This window comes from Serratia sp. 2C06 (genome assembly GCF_050037615.1).
Classification (GTDB): domain Bacteria; phylum Pseudomonadota; class Gammaproteobacteria; order Enterobacterales; family Enterobacteriaceae; genus Serratia; species Serratia ureilytica.
Genome location: NZ_CP188299.1, coordinates 3,776,709 through 3,800,793 on the forward strand (window position 1 = coordinate 3,776,709; position 24,085 = coordinate 3,800,793).

Genomic DNA, 24,085 nt, shown 5'->3' on the forward strand with positions numbered 1-24,085 from the left:
AAGTAAGGGGTTCCATGGATAAACATTACGTGCTCGACATTCAGTATGCAGGAAAAGCCTTTGCCCGCCTGCAGCTGTTCACCCCGTGGGCAGCCGATCAGCTGGAGCAGGCCTGCGCGCTGTTCCCGGCCGCACAGGGTTATCAGGTGCAGCTCAGCCAAGTCAGCGAACGCCGCATCGTCTACCAGAGCGGCGCGCAAGGCATCACGGTGCTGGGCGAGTCGCTGGCGCTGATCCCCTTCACTCACGCTAGCGAGGTTAAACAATGAAAAAAGCCGTCGCCATTCGGCACGTCAACTTTGAAAACCTGGGCATCCTCGGTTCCCTGCTGTCACTGCGCGGCTATCAGATCGATTATTACGATGCCGGCCGCGATGATATTCGTGCTATCAATAATGAAGAGACCGATCTGTTGGTGGTGCTCGGCGGGCCGATCAGCGCCGCTCAGCACTTTTCCGGCGAGCAGCGGTATGATTTTCTCGACCATGAATTCGCGCTGGTCAAACAGCGCCTGGCGCAGCGGCGGCCGACCCTCGGGGTTTGCCTCGGCGCGCAAGTGATCGCCCAGGCGCTGGGCGCTGAGGTTATTTCGCTCGGCGTGAAAGAGATAGGCTTCGCCCCGCTGACCACGCCGCCGGCGGAAGAGGAGTCGGTGCTGGCGCCGCTGGCCGACACGCCGGTACTGCACTGGCACGGGGATATGTTCATGATCCCGGACGGCGCCCGCTGCCTGGCCGGCACGGCGGTATGCCCGCATCAGGCCTTCGACTATCAGGGGTTCGCGCTCGGCCTGCAGTTCCATTTGGAGGCGGATTATCGCGATATCGAACGCTGGCTGATTGGCCATGCCTGCGAGCTGGAACTGGCCGGCATCGCGCCCCAGACCCTGCGCGACCAGGCCGCGCGCCACGGCGCGCAGCTGGAACAGCGCGCGCGGCAGGTGTTCGCGCGCTGGCTGGATAACAACGAACCAAGGAAGTAACTCATGCAACAGGCTTCACCTTTGCGGTCACCGTCTATTGACGTGATCAGCATTCAATCTCAGGTGGTCTACGGCAGCGTCGGCAACGGCATCGCCTACCGCGCTCTGCTGAAAAAGGGACTGGAGGCGCTGCAGGTGCCCAGCGTGCTGTTCGGCTGCCCGCCCTATTACGGCAAACCGCACGGCGGCGTCATCTCCGGCGATTGGTTCGGCGGTTTTCTCGACGACCTGATCGCCCGCGGCGTCATGAAGCGCACACGGGCGGTGATCGTCGGCTACCTGGGCGACGTGATGCAGTGCCATATTCTGGCCAACTGGCTGCAGCGGGTGCGCTCGCTCAATCCGCAGATAAACATCTATATCGATCCGGTGATGGGCGATTACGGTGAGGGGATCTACGTGGATGAGCGCATCGTCAACTGCTATCGCTCGCCGTTCCTGCGGCTGGCCAACGGCCTGACGCCGAACGGTTTCGAACTGGAGCAGCTGTGCGGCCGGCAACTGAGCAACCGCGAGCAGACGCAACACGCCGCGCAGGCGCTGTTGAACGACACCACCGAATGGGTGTTGGTCACCAGCGCACCGGGCGTAGCGCAACACGAAGACGAAGTGGGATTGATGCTGGTCACCCGGCAGGAAACGCAGTGCTTTACTCATCCGAAGGTCAAATCGGCGGTCAAAGGCACCGGCGATCTGTTCACCGCGTTGCTGGTCAGCCATCTGCTGCAGGGCGCTGCGCTCGACGCGGCAGTGGTTGCCGCCGGCGATGAAGTGTGCGGCGTACTGGCCGAAGCGGCGCATTTCTGTTGGGAAGAGATCGGTAGCCTGCGGGCGTTAAAACCGTAAGGCCTGTGGAGAGTCAGGGGCAGCGTGCCGCCCCTGATAAATATCAGCGTTTTTTCTTTTTGTTGAAATCCAGCTCGAAGGCGAACACGGCGCTCTGAATTTTGCGCTCCATCGCCAATCCGAGCTTAAGAAAGCGGCATGACAGGCGCGAGAAGTGCACCACCTGGTCGTTATCGTCGGTTTCCTGATCGTCGTTGACCACCACCAGCTCCATGTTGACCTTGAAGCTGCCGTAGCTGCCCAGATCCAGCTCCGCTTTCTTGAACTGCAAGCCTGGCTGGAAGAAATCCGGCAGCGGGCCGTCGAAGCGTAAACCGACGCCGCCGGCGGAGAGATCGTGGATCCGCAGCTCGTACGGCGTGCCGTCCGGGTATTCGCCGGTACAAAAGAATTGGCGCCAGTGCGGCGTAGTGATGCGGAATTGACGGCGACGCTGGATATAGACCAGCTCCTGCGGCAGCCGGGTCGAACAGGCCTGTACGCCCTGATGTTCGGTCAGCTCCGCCTGGGGGACGGAAAACTCGATTTTGGCGTCGTTGCTTTCAATCACGATGGTGCAAGCGCCGTCGATGGCGCTCGAGGCTTCCTCACCGCTAAACACGATATTGTCCGGCCCGACGCTCAATAACAGACTTTGAAACCGGTGCTGCTGATTTTCTACGCGCAGCGGCGTGCGTTGTTTGCAAATTTCTCGCAGAATCGCCAGAACTTCAAAACGCTCCCGTTTGATAAACAGTCCGTTATCGCTGTGCTCCACACGTGTCTCCTGACTTTTTTCTAATGACGTCTTACGTATTCCTTACGGTTATCATCTCTGGGAATATTCCTAAAGTCAAATTTGCCAGCGTTGCCAGGCCTGCGGCAGCAGGCGCGCGAAACGTTTCGCCCATGCCTGTTGCCCGCGTTCGTCAGCGACCAAATCCTGGCGAATTTCGATGCCGACGTAAGGCAAACCGCGGCGCTCCGCGTGCACCGGCAACGTGTAATCGGTGGCGTCCGTCATTGCATAAGGTTCGTTAATACCCACCTGCAGATCCCCCTCTTCACGCAGCAGTTCAGCCAACAGCAGCGCAAATTCCGGGTAGCGGTTAAACAGCAGCCCCACCTGCCAGGGGCGCGATTGGCCCTTGAACACCGGCGTGAAGCTGTGCATGGCGATCACCGCCGTCGGCAGTTCACGCAGTTGGCGTTGCCCCAGATGCTCATCGATGGCGTGGTGATACGGCAAAAATACCTCGCGCTCACGCGCCAGCGCGTGTTCGGCGTCGATGCCGATATTGCCGGGGATGGGCGTCAGTTCAGACAAATGCGGGATCGAGCTGGCGATGCCGGGCGCCCGGTTGCAGTCGATCACCAACCGTGAGTAACGCTGATGAATCAGCGTGGCGTCCAGTTGGCGGCTCAGATGGCGCGATACGCCCAGCGCGCCGATATCCCAGCCGATGTGGCGCTCGATCTCCCCCGGCGGTAAGCCGAGATCCCCGAGGGATTGCGGTATCGCCTTGCCGGCGTGATCGCACAGCAGCAAAAATGGCGCTTTGCCGCGCGGGGTTTCAACGGCGGCGGCGGGCGGTTCATCGGCGGACAATAACGGCGGGATAAACGAATGAGGCATGAAAGGCTCCGGCGGTGGAAAGCAAAACGTTTATCGTAGCGCTATCCCGTCGCCGGCCCCAAGGTCGTGCTTAGATCAAAAAGGCATGAGTCAGACGCCGATCATGCCGTCTCGGCTTCCTGCGGCTGATGCACCGCAATATAACGTTGATAACGCGACGGCTTGAGCCGCGAGGTATCCACCAGCACCAGGCCGTCGATGCAGTTGTTGAAGGCCGGATCGGTGCCAAAGTCGATAAACTGCACCCCGCCCGGTTCGCACAGCTCGGTGTACTGTTTGTACAGCGTCGGGATCGAGCAGCCGATGTTGCTGAGCAGGCTCTTCAGCCGCACCAGATCTTCCTGGTAGTTATCCCCGGCAAACTGCGCCAGCACCTGCGGCAACGACGCCGGATAAGGACGACGCGACTGCGCGAAGGCGTGGTCCGGCGAGAAATAGAGCCGATAGAAGGCGATCAACAGATCCCGCGCCGCCAGCGGCATGCCGCCGGAAATGGATACCGGGCCGAACAGATAGCGATACTGCGGGTATTTCGACAGATAGGCGCCGATGCCCAGCCACAAATAGTCCAGCCCGCGCTTGCCCCAATAGGCCGGCTGAATGAAGCTGCGCCCCAGTTCGATGCCCTGCGCCAGGATCGGTTCCATATCGCGGTCATAGTGGAACAGGCTGTTGCTGTAGATGCTCTCCAGGCCCTTACGCGCGATTTGTTCGGCGGTGGGGATAAAACGATAGGCGCCGACGATCTCCAGCTCCTCTTCATCCCACAGCACCAGGTGATAATAATCGTCGTCGTAGCTGTCCAGATCGCGGCGGCGGCCGGATCCTTCCCCCACCGCGCGGAAAGCGATCTCGCGCAGGCGCCCCAGCTCGCGCAGGATCGGCGTGCGCGCTTCATCGTGACGGCGATAGAGATAGATGGTTTTGCCGTCCGGCGTCACCCCCAGTCTTTCGCAGTTCGCCAGCGCCTTTTTCAACTCCAGACGCTCTTCCGGCAACGCGATTGGCGATTCGCTGGCGAACAGCCCCGGTTTGCCCTGGCCCAGGCGATACACGTGACGGCGAAAGCGCTCCGCCAGATCCTTGGCGCTGGTGTGGCCATCGTGCCAGTTGGCGAACGGCACGCGGCCGCCGATGCGGATCCTGATGCGCCCGCCCCGCTGCTGGAACATTTCACGCACCAGCAGCAGCGTCGACAGCGGACGATAGACCAGCGACGTAAAGTAGAACAGGTTGCTGTTGCGCGCGCTGATATGAATCGGCACGATCGGCGCGCGCGCCTTGGCGGCCAGACGCAGAAAACCGGTATGCCAGTGGCCGTCGCGGATGCCTTTCGGGCTCATGCGCGACACTTCGCCGGCCGGGAACAGGATCAGCGCGCCCTGATTGTCCAGCTGCTGCTGCATGCCTTCTATCTGTTTGCGGCTGGTTTTATAAGCGACGTTATCCACCGGCACGAACAGGTTGCGCAGCGGTTCGATGTAAGTCAGCAGTTGGCTGGCCACCACTTTCACATCCGGACGCACCGCCGCGACGGCGCGCAACAGCACCAGTCCGTCGAGCGAGCCGATCGGGTGATTGGCCACGAGCACCACCGGCCCCTGGCTGGGGATGTTTTCCAAATCGCCGTCCACCAGCTCGCAGCTGAGGTTAAAGTAGTCCACCACCTGCTCGATCAGATCGAGCCCTTTCAGGTGGGGATAGTCGGCGGCGAACTGTTTGAATTCTTTTTCGAAGAGAAGGGTTCTTAGCAGGCTGCGCTGCCAGGCAGGGGTATTGCGGTGTGGAAATGCATCTTGCAACAGAGAATCCAGGCTGAACATCGCGTTATCTCCTGACGTAGTCGCTGCAAACTTAAGCCAGAGCCATGACTCTGACATGTCAGTCACATGACAATAAAATGAATCCATCGACTATCAGGTATAGCAAAGTAATGGCGATTTGGGAGCGAAAGACGCATTTTCGCCCCCACTTCCCCTCACATCGGCGCCAGCAACGCTTCAATGCGGCGGTTCACCGCCTCACGCAGGCGCTATCGGCTGCAGATCCTCGCCGGGATGGGCCACGAACGGATCGCCGGAGGGAAACGCATGGCCGCTGTCGTTCACCCTCACCCGCTGCAATGCGGCGCTATTACACGCGCCGGCATAAAAAAACAGTGAAAGCCCGGCGGCTGCCGAATTATCGCTGCGGCTTTCGGCCTCGACGGACTGAATAATTAAATGCCGGGAATTGTCGACTGAAAAATAACGAATTTGCCGTTTTCACTTTGCGTTGACGCTGCTTTCGGTTGGCGCTCAAACGAAAGCAAAATCAAATATAACCAACTGATAGATATAGATATTTTAAAATTAATCGATTGCATTTCAGTGTTTCGTTTGCTGTAATTCGCCACGAACAACTGAAAGCGCTCCGGTCGGTATCGCTGCGGCTTATTAAGCCGCGGTCGGGCACGGCTACAGGTAAATCAGGAGTCTGCGTTAATGATCACTACCGCAAAACGCCGGGAATTAATTATCGACCCGCTGTGCCGCGAAGGCGCGTCGCGCGTGGAACCGCTCAGCCAGCTGCTTTCGGTCTCCAGCGTCACCATCCACATCAATCGCGACGTCAAACACACCCTCGCCGACGCCAGCAAATTCGGCCGCACAAGTTTTTGCACGATCGCGACATCGGCCAGATCCACCGCCTGGTCACCGACAGCCGCATTCCGGAACACTGTCTGCAGGCGCTGCACCCTTTAGGGATCGACGTGATTATCGCCGACCGTTAACCGAGGATTTTTAAGGAGCTGTCATCATGAACGCGTATTTCTCTTACGAGGCGAATTGGCTGAAGCAGCGCAACGCCTGGCACACCGCCGCAGAAATTTGGCAACAGCCGGATCTGTGGGCGGCGCTGCACCGGCAGCTGCAGGATCAACAGGCGCAATGGCAGCCGTTTCTGGCGCCGCTGCTGGTCAATCCGCGCCTGCAGATCGTGCTGTGCGGCGCCGGCAGCTCGGCGTTCGCCGGCCGCGCCCTGGCCCCCTGGCTGCGCGAACGCACCGGCCGCGACGTGGTGGCCTACGGCACTACCGATATCGTCGCCAACCCGCTGCAGTATCTCGACCCTGAGCGGCCGACGCTGCTGGTCTCCTTCGCCCGCTCGGGCAACAGCCCGGAGAGCGTGGCGACGGTGGAGCTGGCCGACCAACTGCTGCCGGAAAGCTACCACCTGATGCTGGTGTGCAACCCGGACAGCAAGCTGGCGCAGTATGCACATCAGCGCGACAACGTCTGTTCGCTGGTGATGCCGCAAGGTTCTAACGATCAGAGCTTCGCCATGACCTCCAGCTTCAGCTGCATGATGCTGAGCGCCGCGCTGCTGCTCGGCCCCCTGTCGCTCGAGGTCGCCCAGGCGCCGCTGCACGCCATGGTGCAGCGCTGCCGCGCACTGCGAGAAACGCTGCAGCCGCAGGTGAAGGCGCTGGCCGCCGGCGGCTTCCGCCGCTACATCACCCTTGGCGGCAGCTGCTTTACCGGCCTTGCCGAAGAGGCCTCGCTCAAGATGCTGGAGCTGACCGCCGGGCGCATCGTTACGCGCTACGACTCGCCGCTCGGCCTGCGTCATGGTCCGAAATTCATGGTCGACGGCCAGACGCTGGTGGTGTTGATGTTCTCGCGCGACGACTACGCCCGCCAGTATGACCGCGATCTGTGGAACGAGCTGCAGCGCGATGGGCAGGCGATGCAGCTGGTCGGATTGACCGGCGGGCGCCAACCCCTCGCCGATACCCTGCTGCATATGCACGATGCGGCAGACGATATCTGGCTGCTGTTCCCGTATCTGCTGTTCACCCAGATGCTGGCCTTCGAGAGTTCGCTGGCGCTGGGGCTGACCCCGGATAACCCCTGCCCGACCGGCGAGGTTAACCGGGTGGTGAAAGGCGTGACGATTTACCGTTTTCCTTCCCCCGTGCAGTAAGGAGATCCCATGTATCTGATAGCCAACCGAGACATGCTGCTCAAGGCGCAGCGCCAGGGTTACGCCGTTCCGGCGTTTAACGTTCACAATCTGGAAACCGTGCAGGTGGTGGCGGAGACCGCCGCCGAGCTGCGCTCGCCGGTGATCATGGCCGGCACGCCCGGCACCTTCAGCTATGCCGGCACCGACTACCTGATCGGTATATGTCAGGCGGCCGCGCACCGCTACGATCTGCCGCTGGCGCTGCATCTGGATCATCACGAAGAGCTCGATGACATCGAGCACAAGGTGAAAAGCGGCATCCGCTCGGTCATGATCGACGGCTCCCATTTGCCGTTCGAGCAGAATATCGCCAAGGTGGCCGCCGCAGTGGCCCTGTGCCATCGCTACGGCGCCAGCGTGGAAGCGGAGCTGGGCCGCCTGGGCGGGCAAGAGGACGATCTGATCGTCGATACGGCGGACAGCTTCTATACCGACCCGGTGGCGGCACGCGAGTTTGTCGCCGCCACCGGCATCGATTCGCTGGCGGTGGCGATCGGTTCCGCCCACGGCCTGTATCACGGCGAACCGAAGCTGGACTTCGAACGCCTGGCGCTGATCCGCGAACAGGTGGACGTGCCGTTGGTGCTGCACGGCGCCTCCGGCATTCCGGAAGTGATGGTCAAGCGCGCGATCTCGCTCGGCGTTTGCAAGGTCAACGTCGCCACCGAATTGAAAATCGCCTTCGCCGATGCGGTAAAAAGCTACTTTTCACAGCACCCGGATGCCAACGATCCGCGCAAATACATCGTCCCCGGCAAGCTGGCGATGAAAGAAGTGGTGGCGGAAAAGATCCGCATCTGCGGCAGCAGCGGCATGCTGTAACCCCACGCCCGCCCCCGGTTTCAGTGGCTGCACCACGGGGGCGAAAACATCCCGCCATTTTCCGCTTTCCTGAGAGAACGATCACAGCCTGTTATCCCGCCCGCGCCTGAAACCATTAACCGGTCTTCACTATGATCCAAATCATGGTTTTACTCATCCTACCTCTCTATTATCAAATTCATTGAATGCAGGCAGTAGGATTTTTGCCCATTCGTTTTTATTTCGCCAAGCGAAATAGCTTATTTGATGAAAACAAGCGCGCTTGTTTTTTAATTGGCAGTGTTTTTACTCTGAAAGGAACAGCGTATGAACCATTACTTAGCCGTATTAAGCGCATTGGTCATTCTGCCCTTCGCTCTGCAAGCAAAACCGCTTTCCGGCAGCCAGGTCGCCTCTGGCGTCGTCCGCTTCACCGGCGCCATTACCACGCCTGCATGCACCGTCAAACATCAGGATGAAAAGCTTATCTCCAGCTGCTTCGGTAAAGTGACGGAATATCAGAACGGGTATATATCCTCTTCGTTAAAAGCGATGCCAAAAGAATTAGTTTCTGCCGTCAGCAGTGAGATGGTGAATAACGATCCCCATTTAAAACGCGTGACCATCAGCTATAAGTAACCACAAAGCGTTACTGCCTGCTGAAATAATAAACAAGACACAACTTGTCTTGATGACTTATAAATTTATTTTATAAATTTATCGCACAATAACTCTCCGCCTTACCGTAAGCCGGCTATTCGGGCGACCCTGCGGTCGCCCATCAGCATGTCCGAAATCCGCCATCGCTCCCTTCCATTTCATGCGATAATCGCCCTACCAAACCGAGGAGTGATCCAGATGCAGACTTTTTTGATTGATCGTACCGCCACGCCGGTGGGAGAACTGGTGCTGATTGCCGATGAACAGGGGCGCCTGCGGGCGATTGACTGGACCGATCACGAAGCGCGCCTGATGAAGCTGCTGAATACCCACTACCGCGCCGATCGGTTCACCCTGCGCGAACAGCGCGATCCCAGCGGGCTGACCGACGCCATGCAGCGCTATTTCGCCGGTGAACTGAGCATTATCGATCGGTTGCCGGTGATGACCGCCGGCACCGAGTTCCAACGCACCGTCTGGCAACAGCTGCGCCAAATCCCCTGCGGCGAGATCCTGACCTACGGCCAGCTCGCGCAACGCATCGGCCGTCCGACCGCCTCGCGCGCAGTCGGCATGGCCAACGGTTCAAATCCGATCAGCATCGTCGTGCCCTGCCACCGAGTGATCGGTTCGCAAGGCGCACTGACCGGCTATGCCGGTGGCGTACAGCGCAAACAATGGCTGCTGCAGCACGAAGGCTACCTGCCTAAAAGCCTGCTGTAGCCGCGCCAGGCGATTATCCGGCGCCATTGTTTGGCGACGCTTAATAAAGCCCATTGCTCAACGCCACGCTCGCAGGCCGCTGGGCCCTATGAATAACTTGTGTGAATAAAACGCATAAGTCACAAATAATACTCATAACTTCAGTCCCCTACAGAATAATCGGCGGCATGTGTGCGTAAAATTCGCACACAATGCCCCTATTCAGACTAATGCTACCCTTATCAGCTGCGGCAAAAGATGTTAAAATTGACTCATATCAATTATTGAATGAGCGTAATCTATGATCCCGGAAAAACGCGTGATTCGTCGTATCCAGTCTGGTGGTTGTGCGATCCATTGCCAGGACTGCAGCATCAGCCAGCTGTGCATTCCTTTCACCCTTAATGCCCACGAGCTGGATCAGCTCGACAACATTATCGAGAGGAAAAAGCCTATTCAGAAAGGCCAGACCCTGTTCAAGGCCGGCGACGAGCTGAAATCGCTGTACGCGATCCGTTCCGGGACCATCAAGAGCTACACCATCACCGAGCAAGGCGACGAGCAGATCACCGGCTTCCACCTGGCGGGTGACCTGGTGGGCTTTGACGCCATCGGTGGCCTGAAGCACCCAAGCTTCGCCCAGGCGCTGGAAACCTCGATGGTGTGCGAAATTCCGTTCGAGACCCTCGACGATCTGTCCGGCAAAATGCCAAACCTGCGTCAGCAGATCATGCGGTTGATGAGCGGCGAGATCAAAGGCGACCAGGACATGATCCTGCTGTTGTCGAAGAAAAACGCCGAAGAGCGCCTGGCGGCGTTCGTTTACAACCTGTCGCGCCGCTTTGCGGAGCGCGGTTTCTCTCCGCGCGAGTTCCGTTTGACCATGACCCGCGGCGATATCGGCAACTATCTCGGCCTGACGGTGGAAACCATCAGCCGGCTGCTGGGCCGCTTCCAGAAAAGCGAAATCCTCAGCGTGAAAGGCAAATACATCACCATCGAAAACGCCGACGCCCTGTCGGTGCTGGCCGGTACGCCGCGTATCAACGTGACCGTCAACGCCTGATTCTCCTGCCGGATCACCATTTCCCCGAAATTGTTGATCCGGCACGCTTCTGTTGTTGTTCTGTTTTTCAATGTTGGGTTACTCTGTAAATTAACAGACTGTTGATTTCAGCTGTAAGGAGGCCCTATGGCGAAGTATCAGAATCTTCTGGTGGCTATTGACCCCAATCAGGACGATCAGCCGGCATTGCGCCGCGCCGTGTACCTGGTAAAACGGAACGGCGGGCGCATCAAGGCCTTCCTGCCCATCTATGACTTCTCTTACGAAATGACGACCCTGCTCTCCCCGGATGAAAGAACGGCGATGCGGCAAGGTGTGATCAGCCAACGCGCCGCCTGGATCAACGAGCAGTGTCGCTTCTATCTCAACGACGGCGTGCCGATCGAAATCAAAGTGGTCTGGCATAACCGCCCCTTCGAAGCCATCATTCAGGAAGTGCTTTCCGGCCAACATGACCTGCTGCTGAAAATGGCGCACCAACACGACCGGTTGGAGTCGGTGATCTTTACCCCCACCGACTGGCACCTGCTGCGCAAATGCCCTTGCCCGGTGTGGATGGTGAAAGACCAGCCCTGGCCGGAAGGCGGCAAGGCGCTGGTGGCGGTCAATCTGGCCAGCGAAGAACCCTATCACGACCCGCTCAATATCAAACTGGTGCAAGAAACCGTCGAACTGGCGCAAAACGTCAACCAGACCGAGGTTCACCTGGTCGGCGCCTATCCCGTTACCCCGATCAACATAGCCATCGAGTTGCCCGACTTCGACCCGAGCGTCTACAACGACGCCATTCGCGGCCAGCATCTGATCGCCATGAAGGCGCTACGGCAAAAATTCTGCATTAAGGAAGAGTTCACCCACGTGGAAAAAGGCCTGCCGGAAGAGGTGATCCCCGATTTGGCCGAACATCTGCAGGCCGGCGTGGTGGTGCTGGGCACCCTGGGCCGCACCGGCATTTCAGCCGCCTTTATCGGCAACACGGCGGAACATGTGATCGATCATCTGAAATGCGACCTGCTGGTGATTAAACCGGAAAACTTCAACTGCCCGATCGAGGCGGATGAAGACGATGAACACGACGACGAAGATTAAGCTTCGCGCATAAAGAAACGGGCCGCTGACAAGCGGCCCGTTTTTCTTTGGTTGCCCAATTTTACTTCTGCAACGCCCGCAAAATCGCTTCCACGCTGTCTTTGGCGTCGCCAAACAGCATTTGGGTGTTCTCCTTGAAGAACAGCGGGTTCTGCACGCCGGCGTAGCCGGTGTTCATCGACCGTTTGAACGCGATCACGTTCTGCGCTTTCCACACTTCCAATACCGGCATGCCGGCGATCGGGCTGCGCGGATCTTCCAGCGCCGCCGGGTTCACCGTATCGTTGGCGCCGATCACCAGCACGGTGTCGGTATCCGGGAAATCGTCGTTGATTTCATCCATCTCCAGCACCACGTCGTACGGCACCTTCGCCTCTGCCAGCAGCACGTTCATGTGGCCCGGCAAGCGCCCCGCGACCGGGTGAATGCCGAAGCGCACCTTCACGCCGCGCGCCCGCAGTTTTTCGGTGATTTCCGCCACCGGATACTGCGCCTGCGCCACCGCCATGCCGTAGCCCGGGGTGATGATCACCGAGGTGGAGTTCTTCAACTGCTCGGCCACCTCTTCCGCCGTGGTTTCACGGTATTCGCCCATCTCTTCGGCATCGCCGGTGGATGAACCGTCGCTGCCGAAACCGCCGGCGATCACGCTGATAAACGAGCGGTTCATCGCCTTGCACATGATGTAAGACAGGATCGCCCCCGAAGAGCCCACCAGCGCGCCGGTGACGATCAGCAGATCGTTGCTCAGCATGAAGCCCGCCGCGGCCGCCGCCCACCCCGAGTAGGAGTTGAGCATCGACACCACCACCGGCATGTCGGCGCCGCCGATCGAGGCGACCAGATGCCAGCCGAACGCCAGCGCGATCGCCGTCATCAGCAGCAGCGTCACCACCTGCCAGCCCACGCTGTCGGTGCGCACGAACGCCACCAGCAGCAGGAACGAGATCACCAGCGCCGCCAGGTTCAGCTTGTGGCGATTCGGCAGCATCAACGGCTTGGAAGAAATGATGCCGCGCAGTTTGCCGAAGGCGACGATCGAACCGGTGAAGGTCACCGCACCGATAAAGATGCCGAGGAACACTTCGGTCAGATGGATATTCGCCATCACCGGTTCCATCGGCGCACCGTGATCCAGATAGCTGTTGAAACCGACCAGCACCGCGGCCAGGCCAACGAAGCTGTGCAGCACCGCCACCAGCTCCGGCATTTCGGTCATCTCGACCTTCTTCGCCAGATAGACGCCGATCGAGCCGCCGATGATCATGGCGATGATGATCCAGCCGACGTTGCCGGAATCCGGCCCCAGAATGGTCGCGATCAGCGCTATCGCCATGCCGGCGACGCCGAACAGGTTGCCCTGCTTCGACGTTTCATGACGCGACAGGCCCGCCAGGCTGAAAATAAACAAAATAGCGGCAACAATGTATGCAGCTGTAACCAATCCTCCAGACATTTGTTACCCCTTAGTTCTTGCGGAACATCTTCAGCATGCGCTGAGTGACGGTGAACCCACCGAAAATATTGATGCTGGCGATCAGCACGGCGATAAAGGAGAGGAAACTCACCCAGCCGCCGTGGCCAATTTGCAGCAGCGCACCGACCACGATAATCCCTGAGATCGCGTTGGTGACCGACATCAACGGGGTATGCAGCGCATGGCTGACGTTCCAGACCACGTAGTACCCGACCACGCAGGCCAGCGCGAACACGGTAAAGTGCGACAGGAACTCTTTCGGGGCTGCGTCCGCCAGCCAGCCGAACAGCAGGATCGCCAGAGCCATCAGGCCGTACTTCAGCCACGGCGAGGTCGGCTTGGCTTCAGGTTTGGCGACCGGTGCGGCGGCGGGCGCCGCTTTCGGCTGGGCGGAAACCTGGATCGGCGGCGCCGGCCAGGTGATTTCACCGCTGCGCACCACGGTAACGCCGCGGATCACCGTATCGTCGAAATCGATATCGATCTCGCCGTTCTTCTCTTTCGACAGCAGCTTCAGCAGGTTGACCAGGTTGGTGCCGTACAGCTGCGAAGATTGTGTCGGCAAGCGGCTCGGCAGATCGGTATAGCCGATGATTTTCACGCCGTTGTCGGTCACGGTAATGGTGTCGGCCACGGTCAGTTCGCAGTTGCCGCCAGTTTGCGCCGCCAGATCGACGATCACGCTGCCCGGCTTCATCGACGCCACCATCTCTTTGGTGATCAGCTTCGGCGCCGGTTTACCCGGGATCAGCGCGGTGGTGACGATGATGTCAACCTCCGCCGCCTGTGCGGCGAACAGCGCCATCTCTGCCTTGATAAAGGCTTCGGACATCACTTTGGCGTAACCGTCGCCGCTGCCCGCTTCCTCTTCAAAATCCAGCTCGAGGAATTCCGCGCCCATGCTCTGCACCTGCTCTTTCACTTCCGGGCGGGTGTCGAAGGCGCGCACGATGGCGCCGAGGCTGCCCGCAGCGCCGATCGCCGCCAGGCCGGCCACGCCGGCGCCGATGATCATCACCTTGGCCGGCGGCACTTTGCCGGCGGCGGTGATCTGGCCGGTGAAGAAGCGGCCGAACTCATGCGCCGCCTCGACGATGGCGCGGTAGCCGGCGATGTTGGCCATCGAGCTCAGCGCATCCATCGACTGGGCGCGCGAGATGCGCGGCACCGAGTCCATCGCCAGCGCGGTGACGTTGCGCGCCGCCAGCTTGGCCATCAGCTCGGGGTTTTGCGCCGGCCAGATAAAGCTGACCAGCGTGCTGCCTTCGCGCATCAAGGCGATCTCGTCGTCTTGCGGCGCGTTGACTTTCAGGATCAGATCCGACTGCCACACGTCGTTTTCGTCGACCAGCGCCGCGCCGGCGGCTTCGTAGGCGACGTCGTCAAAACTGGCCAGTTTGCCCGCCCCGCGTTCAATCGCGACGGTAAAACCCAGCTTCAGCAGTTGTTCCACCGTTTTCGGCGTGGCTGCGACCCGGGCTTCATTGGCCAACCGCTCTCTTGGTACACCAATACGCATAATGTTCCCTTCTCACCTGTCTTGGATGATGTTTATTATTTTCCTGCCCATAGAACGGCGCCATCGGCGAGCGAGGCGTCAACTTGCCCGCACTGATTTCAGACGCCAACTATAACCTACTGAAAATAAGGTCGATGATCCATAATTGCTTACGCATTCAGCCCTGTTTTTACATAAAAACGCCGGGCGCGATATGACAAATCGCAATTTACAGTGAAAAAATGCATACAGAACAGCACATTCTGCATGGTTAGAGGTTTGCGCCCGGCGTAACGATTTATCGCCATGCGGGGCGGATAAGCATAAAAGTTATCATTTTGTGAATAATTAACACTAATGACACCAAAGCCTTTATTATGGAAACTTATGGCGGCGGCACCATCCGTGCGACCCGCGTCACCGTCAAGGATTTGTCGCACGGGATAACATAAAATGCTGAGACAGTTTTCAGAATTACATGTAATAATCGACGGCTGAATTACACTTAAACAGTTCAGTACGTTATAAACGTTAATGCGCTAGGCGAAAGGATTTTTTATGAAGCTGAAGACCACGATCATCGCGTCAGCCTTGTTATCACTCACCGCGCTGTCCGCTCATGCGGCGCAAGAGTTAACTCCTGAGAAAGCAGCGGCGCTGAAGCCGTTTGATCGCATCACGATTACCGGCCGCTTCAATGCGATCAATGAAGCCGTCGACGCCGTATCCCGCCGTGCAGACAAACTGGGTGCCGATTCCTTCTATATCCAGGACAGCAACAACAGCAACAACGGCGGCAACTGGCGCGTCACCGCAGACCTTTATCATAAAGATGCGCCAGAAGTGAGCAAAACACCAAAATACCGCGTATTTAACGGCGTGAACGAACTGCCTAAAGAGGAAGCCTATCTGCTGGAGCCTTACGATACCGTGAGCGTCAGCGGTTTCTACCGCAGCCAGCCGGACATTAACGACGCCATCTCCAAAGAAGCGCAGAAAAAAGGCGCCGCCTCATTCTTCATCGTGCGCCAGGTTGACGCCAACTCCGGCGGCAACCAGTTCGTCACCGCCTACATCTATAAGGCCGATGCGCCGAAACGCCGCGTGCAGAGCCCGGACGCCATCCCAGCCGATTCTGACGCCGGCCGCGCTGCGCTGGCCGCCGGCGGCGCCGCAGCCGCGAAAGTCGAAATTCCTGGCGTCGCGTCTTCCGGTTCACCAAGCCGCGAAGTGGGCCGTTTCTTCGAAACCCAGTCCTCTACCGGCCAACGCTATACCGTCACGCTGCCTAACGGCACCAAGATTCAGGAAGTGAACAACGTGACCGCCGCGCAGATGGTGCCGTTCGATTCCGTCACCTTCACCGGCCACTTCAACAGCATGACCGACGTGTCCACCGAAGTGGCGAAACGCGCGGCCGAGAAAGGCGCCAAGTACTACCACGTCACTCGCCAGTGGCAGAACAAGAGCGGCGGCAACCTGACCGTCAGCGCCGATCTGTTCAAATAAAACCCGCTTTTCGGTTTACCATCGGGCAGCCCTTGAGCTGCCCGTTTTTATTGCCGCTCTTTTCGCCGCTCGTTGAATAGTTTTTTGTAAATTCCGCATATTCAATCATTGCATCTCTAATCATCCCTCCGTAGAATTTGCGCCAATTTTTAGGGCTATTGTCTATTAGCGCAATGGTTGTTAACACATTGTTGCCGCCAAGCAGTTCCCTTCCAGTTGTTTATTCTGCGTTCAGGATCCGTCATTGGAAAAAAAACTCGGTCTTACCGCGCTAACCGCTTTGGTGCTCAGCTCAATGTTGGGCGCCGGCGTGTTCAGTCTGCCGCAAAACATGGCGCAGGTCGCCAGCCCCGCCGCGCTGCTGCTGGGTTGGGGGATCACCGGCGTCGGCATTCTGTTTTTGGCGTTTGCCATGCTGTTGCTTACGCGTCTGCGCCCGGATCTGGACGGCGGCATCTTCACCTACGCCAAAGAGGGATTCGGCGAGCTGATGGGCTTCTGCTCTGCCTGGGGTTACTGGCTGTGCGCCGTAATCGCCAACGTCTCGTATCTGGTGATCGTGTTCGCGGCATTGAGCATTTTCACCGATCGCGGCGGCAACGTTATTCTCGGTGACGGCAATACCTGGCAGGCGCTGATCGCCGAATCCGCCCTGCTGTGGATCGTGCACGCGCTGGTGCTGCGCGGCGTGCAAACCGCCGCCAGCATCAATCTTGCGGCCACTCTCGCCAAGTTGCTGCCGCTGGGGATGTTCGCCGTTCTGGCGGCGATCGCCTTTAAAATGGACGTGTTCACGCTGGACTTCCAGGGGATCGCCCTCGGCAAGCCGGTATGGGAACAGGTCAAGGACACCATGCTGATCACCCTGTGGGTGTTTATCGGCGTGGAAGGCGCCGTGGTGGTTTCCGCGCGCGCGCGCAATAAGAAGGACGTGGGCCGCGCGACCATGTTGGCGGTACTGTCGGCGCTGGCGGTGTATCTGATGGTCACCTTGCTGTCGCTGGGCGTGGTGCCCCGCAGCGAACTGGCCGACATGCGCAACCCGTCGATGGCAGTGCTGATGGTGGAACTGATTGGCCCGTGGGGAGACGTGATCATCGCCGCCGGTCTTATCATTTCCGTGTGCGGCGCCTACCTCAGCTGGACCATCATGGCGGCGGAAGTCCCCCTGCTGGCCGCACAGCACGGCGCATTTCCACGCGTGTTCGGCAAACAGAACCGCCATCACGCCCCATCGTCTTCGCTGTGGCTGACCAACATCGCGGTGCAGCTGGCGTTGGTGCTGATCTGGTTGACCGGCAGCAACTACAACTCGCTGTTGACCATCGCGTCGGAAATGATCCTGGTGCCTTACTTCCTGGTCGGCGCATTTCTGTTCAAGGTGGCTTACCGTCGCCGCGACAAGCGCCTGATCTTCGCCGCCACCGGCGCCTGCGTCTATGGTTTATGGCTGCTGTACGCTTCCGGGCTGATGCACTTGCTGATGTCGGTGCTGCTGTATGCGCCGGGCCTGTTGGTGTTCATGTACGCCCGCCGCGGCCATCAGGATATCAATCTGCTGAATCGCCTGGAAAAAGGCAGCATCTTACTGCTGCTGGTGGCCACGCTACCCGCCGGCTGGTTTATGCTGCACTAAAGTGTCCCGTCAATGCGGCTGCCCGTCAGCCGCATTTTGCTTCCTCTTTTTCCCCTGCTACCGCGTTCCCCCCCCCTTTGCACAGTCAGCCATGCGTCTCGCTTGCGATCTCAAATGCAATTAATTATCATTATCATTTATTGGTTAGTGGTAAGACGCGAGTGCCCCTGGCGAGAGGCGTCAGGCGGCGGATGAAGACAGGCTGAAAATGGAAGGCATTTCATGGCTGAGAAACTGCTGCACGCATTACCTTTGTTTACCGCCTGGGAGGCGCTGATCGCCGAGGGCAACATGGCGTTTAATCAGCGGCACGATCGCCAAGCGATGGCGCGCTATCAACAGGCGCTGGAGGGGGCTCAGGCGATCATCGCCGAGAAGCCCTGGCTGAATGCGGAATATACCGCCAGATTTGAAGCGCTGAATATTTTCGAGTCTGCCCTTGCCGCGCTGATCGTCACGTTCAACAACATTACCCATCTGCGCCTGCGGCAGAAGCCTCTGCGCGGCGTCGAGCTGCATGTTCATCAGGCCCGAGTCGCTATCGAGCAACTGTTGGACGATACGTCGCTGTGCGAACAGATGCAGCAGATCGCCGAACGGCACCTGCTGCGCTTCAGGATTGAAACCCTGCACTTGCTGCGCGAACACCGGTTGCCGGAAACCAGCGTCTGCGCGCCGGCGGCCAACGCTTCCGCTACCTTGCATTAAAAGTGACACACCAATCTGAGGGCCATCTGTAATGAATGAATTGAATGACGAGATGAAGAAGATGCTGGCTAAACAGCTGCCTGTGCAGGCGACCAGCAGCCCGAACGGCGTTCCCGATATCGGCCCCAAGCGCTCTTTGCGCCTCTATGATGACCGTACGCTGATTTACAACGAAAATACCGGAGGCCAAACGCTGAAAAACATCAAGGCCGGCTCGAAAATGGCCGTTGTGGTCATCGATCGCGAGGCGCTGGACGGTTACCGCTTCGTTGGCACGCCCGAACTGTTTCTGGCGGGCAAGCCGTTTGACGATGCGTTGACGTTTGCGGAAAAAAACGGAATGAAGCCGCCGAAGTACGCGGTGTTAATTCATATAGACAGTATTTATACCCTGCGCTCCGGCCCGAATGCCGGGACCCAGCTCTAGACGCCGGCCGTCATGCGGCGTGAGACATCACGTTCATGGTTAGGCCATCGCGACGAGTCAATTGCCTAACCATGAACGGGCGGCCGGGTTGATGCCCGGTCAGCTTTTGGGAGGGATCGCGACGGTCATGCGTTCACCCACCAGAGTAATCGCAATGCCTTCCGCACACTCTTTCTGAATGGCCGCCAGTTGTTGAGCCTCCAGCGCATAAGGCAACTGAATATCAAACACCGCCAGGCCCTGCTGCTGCGCCAGGTCAATCAGGCGCACGATGTTGGTTTCATCGCTGACCTGCGTCGACACCACCTGCAGCGCCAACTCTTTTAACTGCTCTTTGCGCGTTTGCGAGGTGGTCACGCGCGATTTCAACACCATGCCGAAGATCGGCATCACACCATAAATAGCATCAACAAAGCGCCAGTGCTTCCTGCACGATGCGGACAGAAAATCCATATAGTCGAAACAGATTTTCTCACTGCGCGCGATGGATGCAAGGTGATTGCTGTTCATCCCCTCATTCCTCTCATGGCCAGTGTTAACCCGTGGTCTTTCAAGCCGCCGCCGGGGGCAACCTGAAATGCATTGGGGATCTTATATCCAGAAATGGATAATCATGCGAAGCTTTAACGACTTTCCGCCGTATGATGGCATAATTCCCCTATTGTTTGCCAGTCTGTCCAGGAGCTTTAATCAATGGAACACCACAACTCCGCCCCGGTGCTGATTACCGGCGGCGCACGGCGCATAGGGCTGGCGCTCGCCAGAGCGTTTCTCCAGCGCGGCGTTCCGGTCATCATCGCCTACCGCAGCGAATATCCGGCGATGGCCGAGTTGAAAGCCTTGGGCGCCTGCTGCATTCAGGGCGATTTTTCCACCCATGAAGGCATTTATCGTTTCGCCGATCAGGTGCGGCAGGCCGCGCCCAAGCTGCGCGCGGTGATCCACAACGCCAGCGCCTGGCAGGCGGAGTCACCGGAGGTGCCGCCGGAACAGGTCATGGAGGCGATGCTGCAAATTCACGTCTACACGCCCTATTTGCTCAATCAACTGCTCGAGTCCTGCCTGACCGGCCAGGGCCAGGCCGGCGCCGACATTATCCATCTGACCGACTATGTGGTGGAAAAAGGCAGCGACAAGCATATCGCCTACGCCGCCAGCAAAGCCGCGCTGGACAACATGACCCGGTCGTTCGCCCGCAAATTGGCGCCCGAAGTCAAAGTCAACGCCATCGCGCCGGCGCTGATCATCTTCAATCCGGGCGACGACGAAGCTTATCGTCGGCAGGCGCTGGCGAAGTCGCTGATGAAGGTCGCGCCGGGCGAGAGCGAAGTGGTCAATCTGGTGAACTACCTGCTGGAGAGCCGCTACGTCACCGGCCGCACCCACGGCGTCGACGGCGGGCGGCCGCTGCGCTGACGCAAAGATCCGCTTGGCGCAACCTCGCGGGCCGCGCTATGCTGAAATCCGCTTTTCTTATTAAAACACGGGCATATGCATAAAATTGTTTTTGTGGAAGACGATCCTGAAGTCGGCAAACTGATCGCCGCCTATCTGGGCAAACACGATATCGAGGTGCTGATCGAACCGCGCGGCGACAGCGCGCAAGCGCGCATCGAGCGCGAGCAACCCGATCTGGTGCTGCTGGACATCATGCTGCCCGGCAAAGACGGCATGACGCTGTGCCGCGATCTGCGCCCCACCTTCCCCGGCCCGATCGTGCTGCTGACCTCGCTCGACAGCGACATGAACCATATCCTGTCGCTGGAGATGGGCGCCAACGACTATATCCTGAAAACCACGCCGCCGGCGGTGTTGCTGGCGCGCCTGCGTTTGCATCTGCGTCAACACAGCCAGCAGCCGAAAGAAGAGTCGGCTCAGCCGCTTACCCAGCATAACGCGCTGCATTTCGGGCTGCTGTGCATCGATCCGGTCAACCGTCAGGTTACGTTGGGCGAGGAAACCATCACCCTGTCCACCTCTGATTTCGATCTGCTGTGGGAGCTGGCGACCCACGCCGGGCAGATCATGGATCGCGAGGCGCTGCTGCAAAACCTGCGCGGCGTGAGCTACGACGGCATGGACCGCAGCATCGACGTGGCGATCTCCCGCCTGCGCCGCAAACTGTACGACAATGCGCTGGAGCCTTTCCGTATCAAGACGGTGCGCAACAAGGGCTATCTGTTCGCCCCTAACGCCTGGGCATCGGTGCAACAATGAGAAAACTTTTCGTCCAGTTCTTCCTGTTGCTGTTCGTCTGTTTTCTGGTGATGGCGATGCTGGTCGGCCTGGTGTACAAGGTGACCGCCGAGCGCGCCGGCCGCCAGTCGATGGACGATTTGATGAAAAGCTCGCTGTACCTGATGCGCAGCGAGCTGCGCGAAATCCCGCTGAAGGACTGGAACAAAACTATCGCCACGCTGGATCTCAATCTGTCGTTCAAGCTTCATATCGAACCGCTCGGCAAACAGGAACTGAGCGAGGATCTGAAAAAGCGGCTGCGGCTGGGTGAAATCATCGCCCTCGACGATCAGTACACCTTTATGCAACGCATTCCGCGCAGCCACTATGTGTTGGTGGTCGGCCCCATTCCTTATCTGTTCTATCTGCACCAGATGCGTCTGCTGGATCTGGTGTTGCTGGTGTTTATCGGCATGTCGCTGGCGCTGCCGGTGTTTCTGTGGATGCGGCCGCACTGGCAAGACCTGCTCAAACTGGAAAACGCCGCCCAGCGGCTCGGCGCCGGGCATCTGGATGAACGCACCAACTTCGATCCCACTTCCAGCCTGAGCCGGCTCGGCGTGGCGTTCAACCAGATGGCCGACAACGTCAACACCCTGATCGCCAGCAAGAAACAGCTGATCGACGGCATCGCCCACGAGCTGCGCACGCCGCTGGTGCGCCTGCGCTATCGGCTCGAGATGAGCGATAACCTGTCCGAAGGCGAGCAGCAGGCGCTGAACCGCGATATCGGCCAACTGGAGTCGCTGATCGACGAGCTGCTGACCTATGCCCGCCTGGACCGGCCGCAGGTTGCGTTAAACATTGAACCCATCGATCTGCCAAAGTGGCTGGAGGACAAGGTCGATGATATCCGCCTTATCCATCAGGAACGCGACATCCAGCTCGACATCCCGCACGTCGGCGACTTCGGCGGCGTCGATCTGCGCCTGATGGAGCGCGTGCTCGATAACCTGGTCAACAACGCGCTGCGCTATTCCGAGCAGCGCCTGCGCGTTGGGTTGTGGTTCGACGGTGACCTCGCCTGTTTGCAGGTCGAAGATGACGGGCCGGGTATCCCGCCGGAAGAGCGCGAGCGGGTGTTCGAGCCTTTCGTTCGCCTCGATCCCAGCCGCGATCGCGCCACCGGCGGCTGCGGGCTGGGGCTGGCCATCGTCCATTCCATCGCCGTCGCCTACCAGGGACAGGTGTTCGTCGAAGGCAGTTCGCTCGGCGGCGCCAGCTTCCGTTTCTGCTGGCCGGTGAAGCCGACATTCAGTTTAAAAGCCGATCTGGCGTAATACCGCCGGACCCTTCTCATTGGAGCCGAATAATAATGACATCTGCACATTCCAACACGTCTGCTTACGATCACCTGCGCGCGCTTTTTAGCCGGCTGTCGCGTTTCGGCCACCTGTCCGCCATCGCCGGTTGGGACATGCAAACCATGATGCCGCCGGGCGGCAGCAAGGCGCGCTCCGAAGCCCTGGCCGAATTGAGCGTGCTGCAGCACCAGATTTTAACGGCACAAAGCACCGGCGCGCTGTTGGATCGTGCGCAGCAAGAGACGCTGGACGAGATCGACCGCGCCAACCTGCGCGAAATGCGCCGCCAGTATGAAGACGCGGTGCTGCTGCCGGCGTCGCTGGTCGAAGCCAAATCGCTGGCAGGCGCCCGCTGTGAACACGCCTGGCGCGCCCAGCGCCCGGCCAACGACTGGGATGGCTTCGCGGAGAATCTGCGCGACGTGGTCAAACTCAGCCGGGAAGAGGCGCAGATCCGCGCGCAGGCGGCCGGCACCAGCCGTTACGATGCCCTGCTCAACCTGTATGAGCCGGGCATGCGCAGCAGCGATCTCGATCGCATCTTCGGCGATTTGAAAACCTGGCTGCCGGATTTGCTGCAGCGCGTGGTGGCCAAACAGGCCAATGAACCCTGCCTGGCGCCGCAGGGCCCGTTCAATGTGGACACCCAGCGCCAGCTGAGCCTGAGCGTGATGAAGCTGCTCGGTTTCAACTTCGACAACGGCCGCGTCGACGTCAGCGCCCACCCGTTCTGCGGCGGCGTGCCGGAGGATGTGCGCATCACCACGCGTTACAACGAGAAAGAGTTCCTGACCGCGCTGCTCGGGATCGTACACGAGACTGGCCACGCCCGTTACGAACAGAACCTGCCGCGCGATCTGCTCGGCCAGCCGGTCGCCCTGGCTCGCTCCACAGCCATCCACGAATCGCAGAGCCTGCTGTTCGAAATGCAGCTGGCGCGCGGCAATGAATTCCTGAAAATCTTGCGTCCGCTGGTTACCGCGCAGTTTGGCGAACAGCCGGCGCTGGAAGAAGCCAACTTCATTCGCCTCAACCAGCGGGTGAAACCGGGCCTGATCCGCGTCGACGCCGACGAGGTGAGCTATCCTGCCCACGTCATCCTGCGCTACGAAATTGAAAAAGCGCTGATCGAAGGCGAGATCGAAGTGGAGGACATTCCGGCGCTGTGGAATGAAAAGATGCACGCTTACCTGGGCCTCGATACCATCGGCAACTACCGCAACGGTTGCATGCAGGATATCCACTGGACCGACGGCGCCTTCGGCTACTTCCCGACTTATACTCTCGGCGCGATGTACGCCGCGCAGCTGTTCCACAGCGTGCGTCAGGCCCTGCCTTCGCTGAACGAGGACATCGCCGCCGGCAATCTGCAGCCGTTGTTCCACTGGTTACAGCATAACATCTGGCGCCACGGCAGCCGTTTCCCGACCGACACGCTGATCGCCAATGCAACCGGTGAAGCGCTCAATCCGCGCTACTTCCGCCAGCATTTGGAAAACCGCTACCTGTAATCTCTCCC

24 protein-coding genes and 1 pseudogene are annotated in these 24,085 nt (G+C 59.2%); 18 read left to right on the forward strand and 7 right to left on the reverse strand.

What is annotated here, in order from left to right; all coding sequences use genetic code 11:
• The first annotated feature begins 14 nt into the window (after positions 1-14).
• Genes ACP3TA_RS18615 through ACP3TA_RS18625 form a run of 3 tightly spaced genes read left to right on the forward strand, consistent with a single transcriptional unit; the run spans position 15 to position 1,828 of the window.
• Complete coding sequence (locus ACP3TA_RS18615) at positions 15-269, forward strand: hypothetical protein (RefSeq protein WP_033643198.1); 255 nt, start codon at positions 15-17, stop codon at positions 267-269.
• Complete coding sequence (locus ACP3TA_RS18620; protein WP_033643199.1) at positions 266-982, forward strand: glutamine amidotransferase; 717 nt, start codon at positions 266-268, stop codon at positions 980-982. The genes ACP3TA_RS18615 and ACP3TA_RS18620 overlap by 4 nt, the downstream gene beginning before the upstream one ends.
• A gap of 3 nt (positions 983-985) precedes the next feature.
• Complete coding sequence (locus ACP3TA_RS18625; RefSeq protein WP_206195946.1) at positions 986-1,828, forward strand: PfkB family carbohydrate kinase; 843 nt, start codon at positions 986-988, stop codon at positions 1,826-1,828.
• 43 nt (positions 1,829-1,871) lie between these two features.
• On the opposite strand, the gene ACP3TA_RS18630 is transcribed toward ACP3TA_RS18625, so the two are convergent.
• From ACP3TA_RS18630 to ACP3TA_RS18640, 3 genes are all read right to left on the reverse strand, one after another.
• Entirely contained in the window at positions 1,872-2,585 is a 714-nt protein-coding gene (locus ACP3TA_RS18630; RefSeq protein WP_033643201.1) for a flagellar brake protein, read from the reverse strand.
• Positions 2,586-2,660: 75 nt separating this feature from the next.
• Positions 2,661-3,443, reverse strand: a complete 783-nt coding sequence (locus tag ACP3TA_RS18635) for an N-formylglutamate amidohydrolase (RefSeq protein ID WP_042784616.1) — start codon at positions 3,441-3,443, stop codon at positions 2,661-2,663.
• A 101-nt stretch (positions 3,444-3,544) separates the two neighbouring features.
• Positions 3,545-5,266, reverse strand: coding sequence for a lysophospholipid acyltransferase family protein (locus tag ACP3TA_RS18640; protein WP_033643203.1), 1,722 nt, complete (start codon positions 5,264-5,266; stop codon positions 3,545-3,547).
• Between the two features lie 798 nt (positions 5,267-6,064).
• Here ACP3TA_RS18640 and ACP3TA_RS18645 point away from each other — a divergent pair.
• The 7 genes and pseudogenes from ACP3TA_RS18645 to uspE all read left to right on the forward strand — a co-directional run.
• Positions 6,065-6,216: pseudogene (locus ACP3TA_RS18645) on the forward strand (transcriptional repressor AgaR); the annotation flags it as partial.
• Between the two features lie 26 nt (positions 6,217-6,242).
• Positions 6,243-7,409 (forward strand): SIS domain-containing protein, encoded by a 1,167-nt coding sequence (locus tag ACP3TA_RS18650; protein WP_123061728.1) that lies wholly within the window; start codon positions 6,243-6,245, stop codon positions 7,407-7,409.
• A 9-nt stretch (positions 7,410-7,418) separates the two neighbouring features.
• On the forward strand, positions 7,419-8,273 hold the full coding sequence (locus ACP3TA_RS18655) for a tagatose bisphosphate family class II aldolase (RefSeq protein WP_033643205.1): 855 nt from the start codon (positions 7,419-7,421) through the stop codon (positions 8,271-8,273).
• Between the two features lie 306 nt (positions 8,274-8,579).
• A complete protein-coding gene (locus ACP3TA_RS18660) occupies positions 8,580-8,891 on the forward strand; it encodes a hypothetical protein (protein ID WP_033643206.1) in 312 nt (103 codons plus the stop codon).
• Between the two features lie 219 nt (positions 8,892-9,110).
• Positions 9,111-9,635, forward strand: coding sequence for a methylated-DNA--[protein]-cysteine S-methyltransferase (ogt, locus tag ACP3TA_RS18665; protein WP_004938274.1), 525 nt, complete (start codon positions 9,111-9,113; stop codon positions 9,633-9,635).
• 280 nt (positions 9,636-9,915) lie between these two features.
• Complete coding sequence (locus tag ACP3TA_RS18670) at positions 9,916-10,680, forward strand: FNR family transcription factor (protein ID WP_004938278.1); 765 nt, start codon at positions 9,916-9,918, stop codon at positions 10,678-10,680.
• A gap of 126 nt (positions 10,681-10,806) precedes the next feature.
• Positions 10,807-11,769, forward strand: a complete 963-nt coding sequence (gene uspE, locus ACP3TA_RS18675; protein WP_004938281.1) for a universal stress protein UspE — start codon at positions 10,807-10,809, stop codon at positions 11,767-11,769.
• A gap of 61 nt (positions 11,770-11,830) precedes the next feature.
• Here the strand turns inward: uspE and pntB are convergent, their stop codons facing one another.
• Positions 11,831-13,225 carry a Re/Si-specific NAD(P)(+) transhydrogenase subunit beta gene (pntB, locus tag ACP3TA_RS18680; protein ID WP_025159771.1) on the reverse strand — a complete coding sequence of 465 codons (1,395 nt, stop codon included), beginning with the start codon at positions 13,223-13,225 and terminating at the stop codon, positions 11,831-11,833.
• Between the two features lie 10 nt (positions 13,226-13,235).
• Positions 13,236-14,765, reverse strand: a complete 1,530-nt coding sequence (pntA, locus tag ACP3TA_RS18685; protein ID WP_033643207.1) for a Re/Si-specific NAD(P)(+) transhydrogenase subunit alpha — start codon at positions 14,763-14,765, stop codon at positions 13,236-13,238.
• 537 nt (positions 14,766-15,302) lie between these two features.
• Between pntA and ydgH the strand changes: the two genes are divergently transcribed.
• Positions 15,303-16,253: a DUF1471 family protein YdgH gene (ydgH, locus tag ACP3TA_RS18690; RefSeq protein ID WP_025302966.1), complete on the forward strand. Its 951-nt coding sequence runs from the start codon at positions 15,303-15,305 to the stop codon at positions 16,251-16,253.
• Here the strand turns inward: ydgH and ACP3TA_RS18695 are convergent.
• Positions 16,246-16,440 (reverse strand): hypothetical protein, encoded by a 195-nt coding sequence (locus ACP3TA_RS18695; protein WP_127897184.1) that lies wholly within the window; start codon positions 16,438-16,440, stop codon positions 16,246-16,248. The two genes, ydgH and ACP3TA_RS18695, sit on opposite strands and share 8 nt — an antisense overlap.
• 57 nt (positions 16,441-16,497) lie before the next feature.
• On the opposite strand from ACP3TA_RS18695, the gene ACP3TA_RS18700 reads away from it, so the two are divergent.
• The 3 genes from ACP3TA_RS18700 (at position 16,498) to ACP3TA_RS18710 (ending at position 19,024) form a co-directional block, all read left to right on the forward strand.
• Positions 16,498-17,889 (forward strand): amino acid permease, encoded by a 1,392-nt coding sequence (locus tag ACP3TA_RS18700; RefSeq protein ID WP_033643208.1) that lies wholly within the window; start codon positions 16,498-16,500, stop codon positions 17,887-17,889.
• Positions 17,890-18,111: 222 nt separating this feature from the next.
• Positions 18,112-18,597 carry a hypothetical protein gene (locus ACP3TA_RS18705; protein ID WP_047026034.1) on the forward strand — a complete coding sequence of 162 codons (486 nt, stop codon included), beginning with the start codon at positions 18,112-18,114 and terminating at the stop codon, positions 18,595-18,597.
• Between the two features lie 31 nt (positions 18,598-18,628).
• Entirely contained in the window at positions 18,629-19,024 is a 396-nt protein-coding gene (locus ACP3TA_RS18710) for a pyridoxamine 5'-phosphate oxidase family protein (RefSeq protein WP_033643210.1), read from the forward strand.
• Between the two features lie 99 nt (positions 19,025-19,123).
• Here the strand turns inward: ACP3TA_RS18710 and ACP3TA_RS18715 are convergent, their stop codons facing one another.
• Positions 19,124-19,534 (reverse strand): hypothetical protein, encoded by a 411-nt coding sequence (locus ACP3TA_RS18715; RefSeq protein WP_033643211.1) that lies wholly within the window; start codon positions 19,532-19,534, stop codon positions 19,124-19,126.
• A 183-nt stretch (positions 19,535-19,717) separates the two neighbouring features.
• Between ACP3TA_RS18715 and folM the strand changes: the two genes are divergently transcribed.
• The 4 genes from folM to ACP3TA_RS18735 all read left to right on the forward strand — a co-directional run bounded on the left by folM (position 19,718) and on the right by ACP3TA_RS18735 (position 24,077).
• Entirely contained in the window at positions 19,718-20,440 is a 723-nt protein-coding gene (gene folM, locus ACP3TA_RS18720; protein ID WP_426784396.1) for a dihydromonapterin reductase, read from the forward strand.
• Between the two features lie 75 nt (positions 20,441-20,515).
• Positions 20,516-21,241, forward strand: coding sequence for a two-component system response regulator RstA (rstA, locus tag ACP3TA_RS18725; RefSeq protein ID WP_042784624.1), 726 nt, complete (start codon positions 20,516-20,518; stop codon positions 21,239-21,241).
• The gene (gene rstB / locus ACP3TA_RS18730) at positions 21,238-22,542 is read left to right on the forward strand and encodes a two-component system sensor histidine kinase RstB (RefSeq protein WP_426784397.1); all 1,305 of its coding nucleotides are present in this window, start codon (positions 21,238-21,240) and stop codon (positions 22,540-22,542) included. Before rstA ends, rstB begins: the two co-directional genes overlap by 4 nt.
• 35 nt (positions 22,543-22,577) lie before the next feature.
• Complete coding sequence (locus tag ACP3TA_RS18735; protein ID WP_033650292.1) at positions 22,578-24,077, forward strand: carboxypeptidase M32; 1,500 nt, start codon at positions 22,578-22,580, stop codon at positions 24,075-24,077.
• The last annotated feature ends 8 nt before the right edge of the window (positions 24,078-24,085 follow it).

Bases quoted from the DNA above. Each gene is read 5' to 3' on its own strand.
- ACP3TA_RS18735 (WP_033650292.1), top strand. From the start codon at position 22,578: ATGACATCTGCACATTCCAACACGTCTGCTTACGATCACCTGCGCGCG.
- uspE (WP_004938281.1), top strand. From the start codon at position 10,807: ATGGCGAAGTATCAGAATCTTCTGGTGGCTATTGACCCCAATCAGGAC.
- ACP3TA_RS18715 (WP_033643211.1), bottom strand. From the start codon at position 19,534: ATGAACAGCAATCACCTTGCATCCATCGCGCGCAGTGAGAAAATCTGT.
- ACP3TA_RS18660 (WP_033643206.1), top strand. From the start codon at position 8,580: ATGAACCATTACTTAGCCGTATTAAGCGCATTGGTCATTCTGCCCTTC.
- ACP3TA_RS18620 (WP_033643199.1), top strand. From the start codon at position 266: ATGAAAAAAGCCGTCGCCATTCGGCACGTCAACTTTGAAAACCTGGGC.
- ACP3TA_RS18640 (WP_033643203.1), bottom strand. From the start codon at position 5,266: ATGTTCAGCCTGGATTCTCTGTTGCAAGATGCATTTCCACACCGCAAT.
- ACP3TA_RS18615 (WP_033643198.1), top strand. From the start codon at position 15: ATGGATAAACATTACGTGCTCGACATTCAGTATGCAGGAAAAGCCTTT.
- pntA (WP_033643207.1), bottom strand. From the start codon at position 14,765: ATGCGTATTGGTGTACCAAGAGAGCGGTTGGCCAATGAAGCCCGGGTC.
- rstA (WP_042784624.1), top strand. From the start codon at position 20,516: ATGCATAAAATTGTTTTTGTGGAAGACGATCCTGAAGTCGGCAAACTG.
- ogt (WP_004938274.1), top strand. From the start codon at position 9,111: ATGCAGACTTTTTTGATTGATCGTACCGCCACGCCGGTGGGAGAACTG.
- pntB (WP_025159771.1), bottom strand. From the start codon at position 13,225: ATGTCTGGAGGATTGGTTACAGCTGCATACATTGTTGCCGCTATTTTG.
- ACP3TA_RS18705 (WP_047026034.1), top strand. From the start codon at position 18,112: ATGGCTGAGAAACTGCTGCACGCATTACCTTTGTTTACCGCCTGGGAG.
- ACP3TA_RS18710 (WP_033643210.1), top strand. From the start codon at position 18,629: ATGAATGAATTGAATGACGAGATGAAGAAGATGCTGGCTAAACAGCTG.
- ACP3TA_RS18650 (WP_123061728.1), top strand. From the start codon at position 6,243: ATGAACGCGTATTTCTCTTACGAGGCGAATTGGCTGAAGCAGCGCAAC.
- ACP3TA_RS18635 (WP_042784616.1), bottom strand. From the start codon at position 3,443: ATGCCTCATTCGTTTATCCCGCCGTTATTGTCCGCCGATGAACCGCCC.
- folM (WP_426784396.1), top strand. From the start codon at position 19,718: ATGGAACACCACAACTCCGCCCCGGTGCTGATTACCGGCGGCGCACGG.
- ydgH (WP_025302966.1), top strand. From the start codon at position 15,303: ATGAAGCTGAAGACCACGATCATCGCGTCAGCCTTGTTATCACTCACC.
- ACP3TA_RS18625 (WP_206195946.1), top strand. From the start codon at position 986: ATGCAACAGGCTTCACCTTTGCGGTCACCGTCTATTGACGTGATCAGC.
- ACP3TA_RS18655 (WP_033643205.1), top strand. From the start codon at position 7,419: ATGTATCTGATAGCCAACCGAGACATGCTGCTCAAGGCGCAGCGCCAG.
- rstB (WP_426784397.1), top strand. From the start codon at position 21,238: ATGAGAAAACTTTTCGTCCAGTTCTTCCTGTTGCTGTTCGTCTGTTTT.
- ACP3TA_RS18670 (WP_004938278.1), top strand. From the start codon at position 9,916: ATGATCCCGGAAAAACGCGTGATTCGTCGTATCCAGTCTGGTGGTTGT.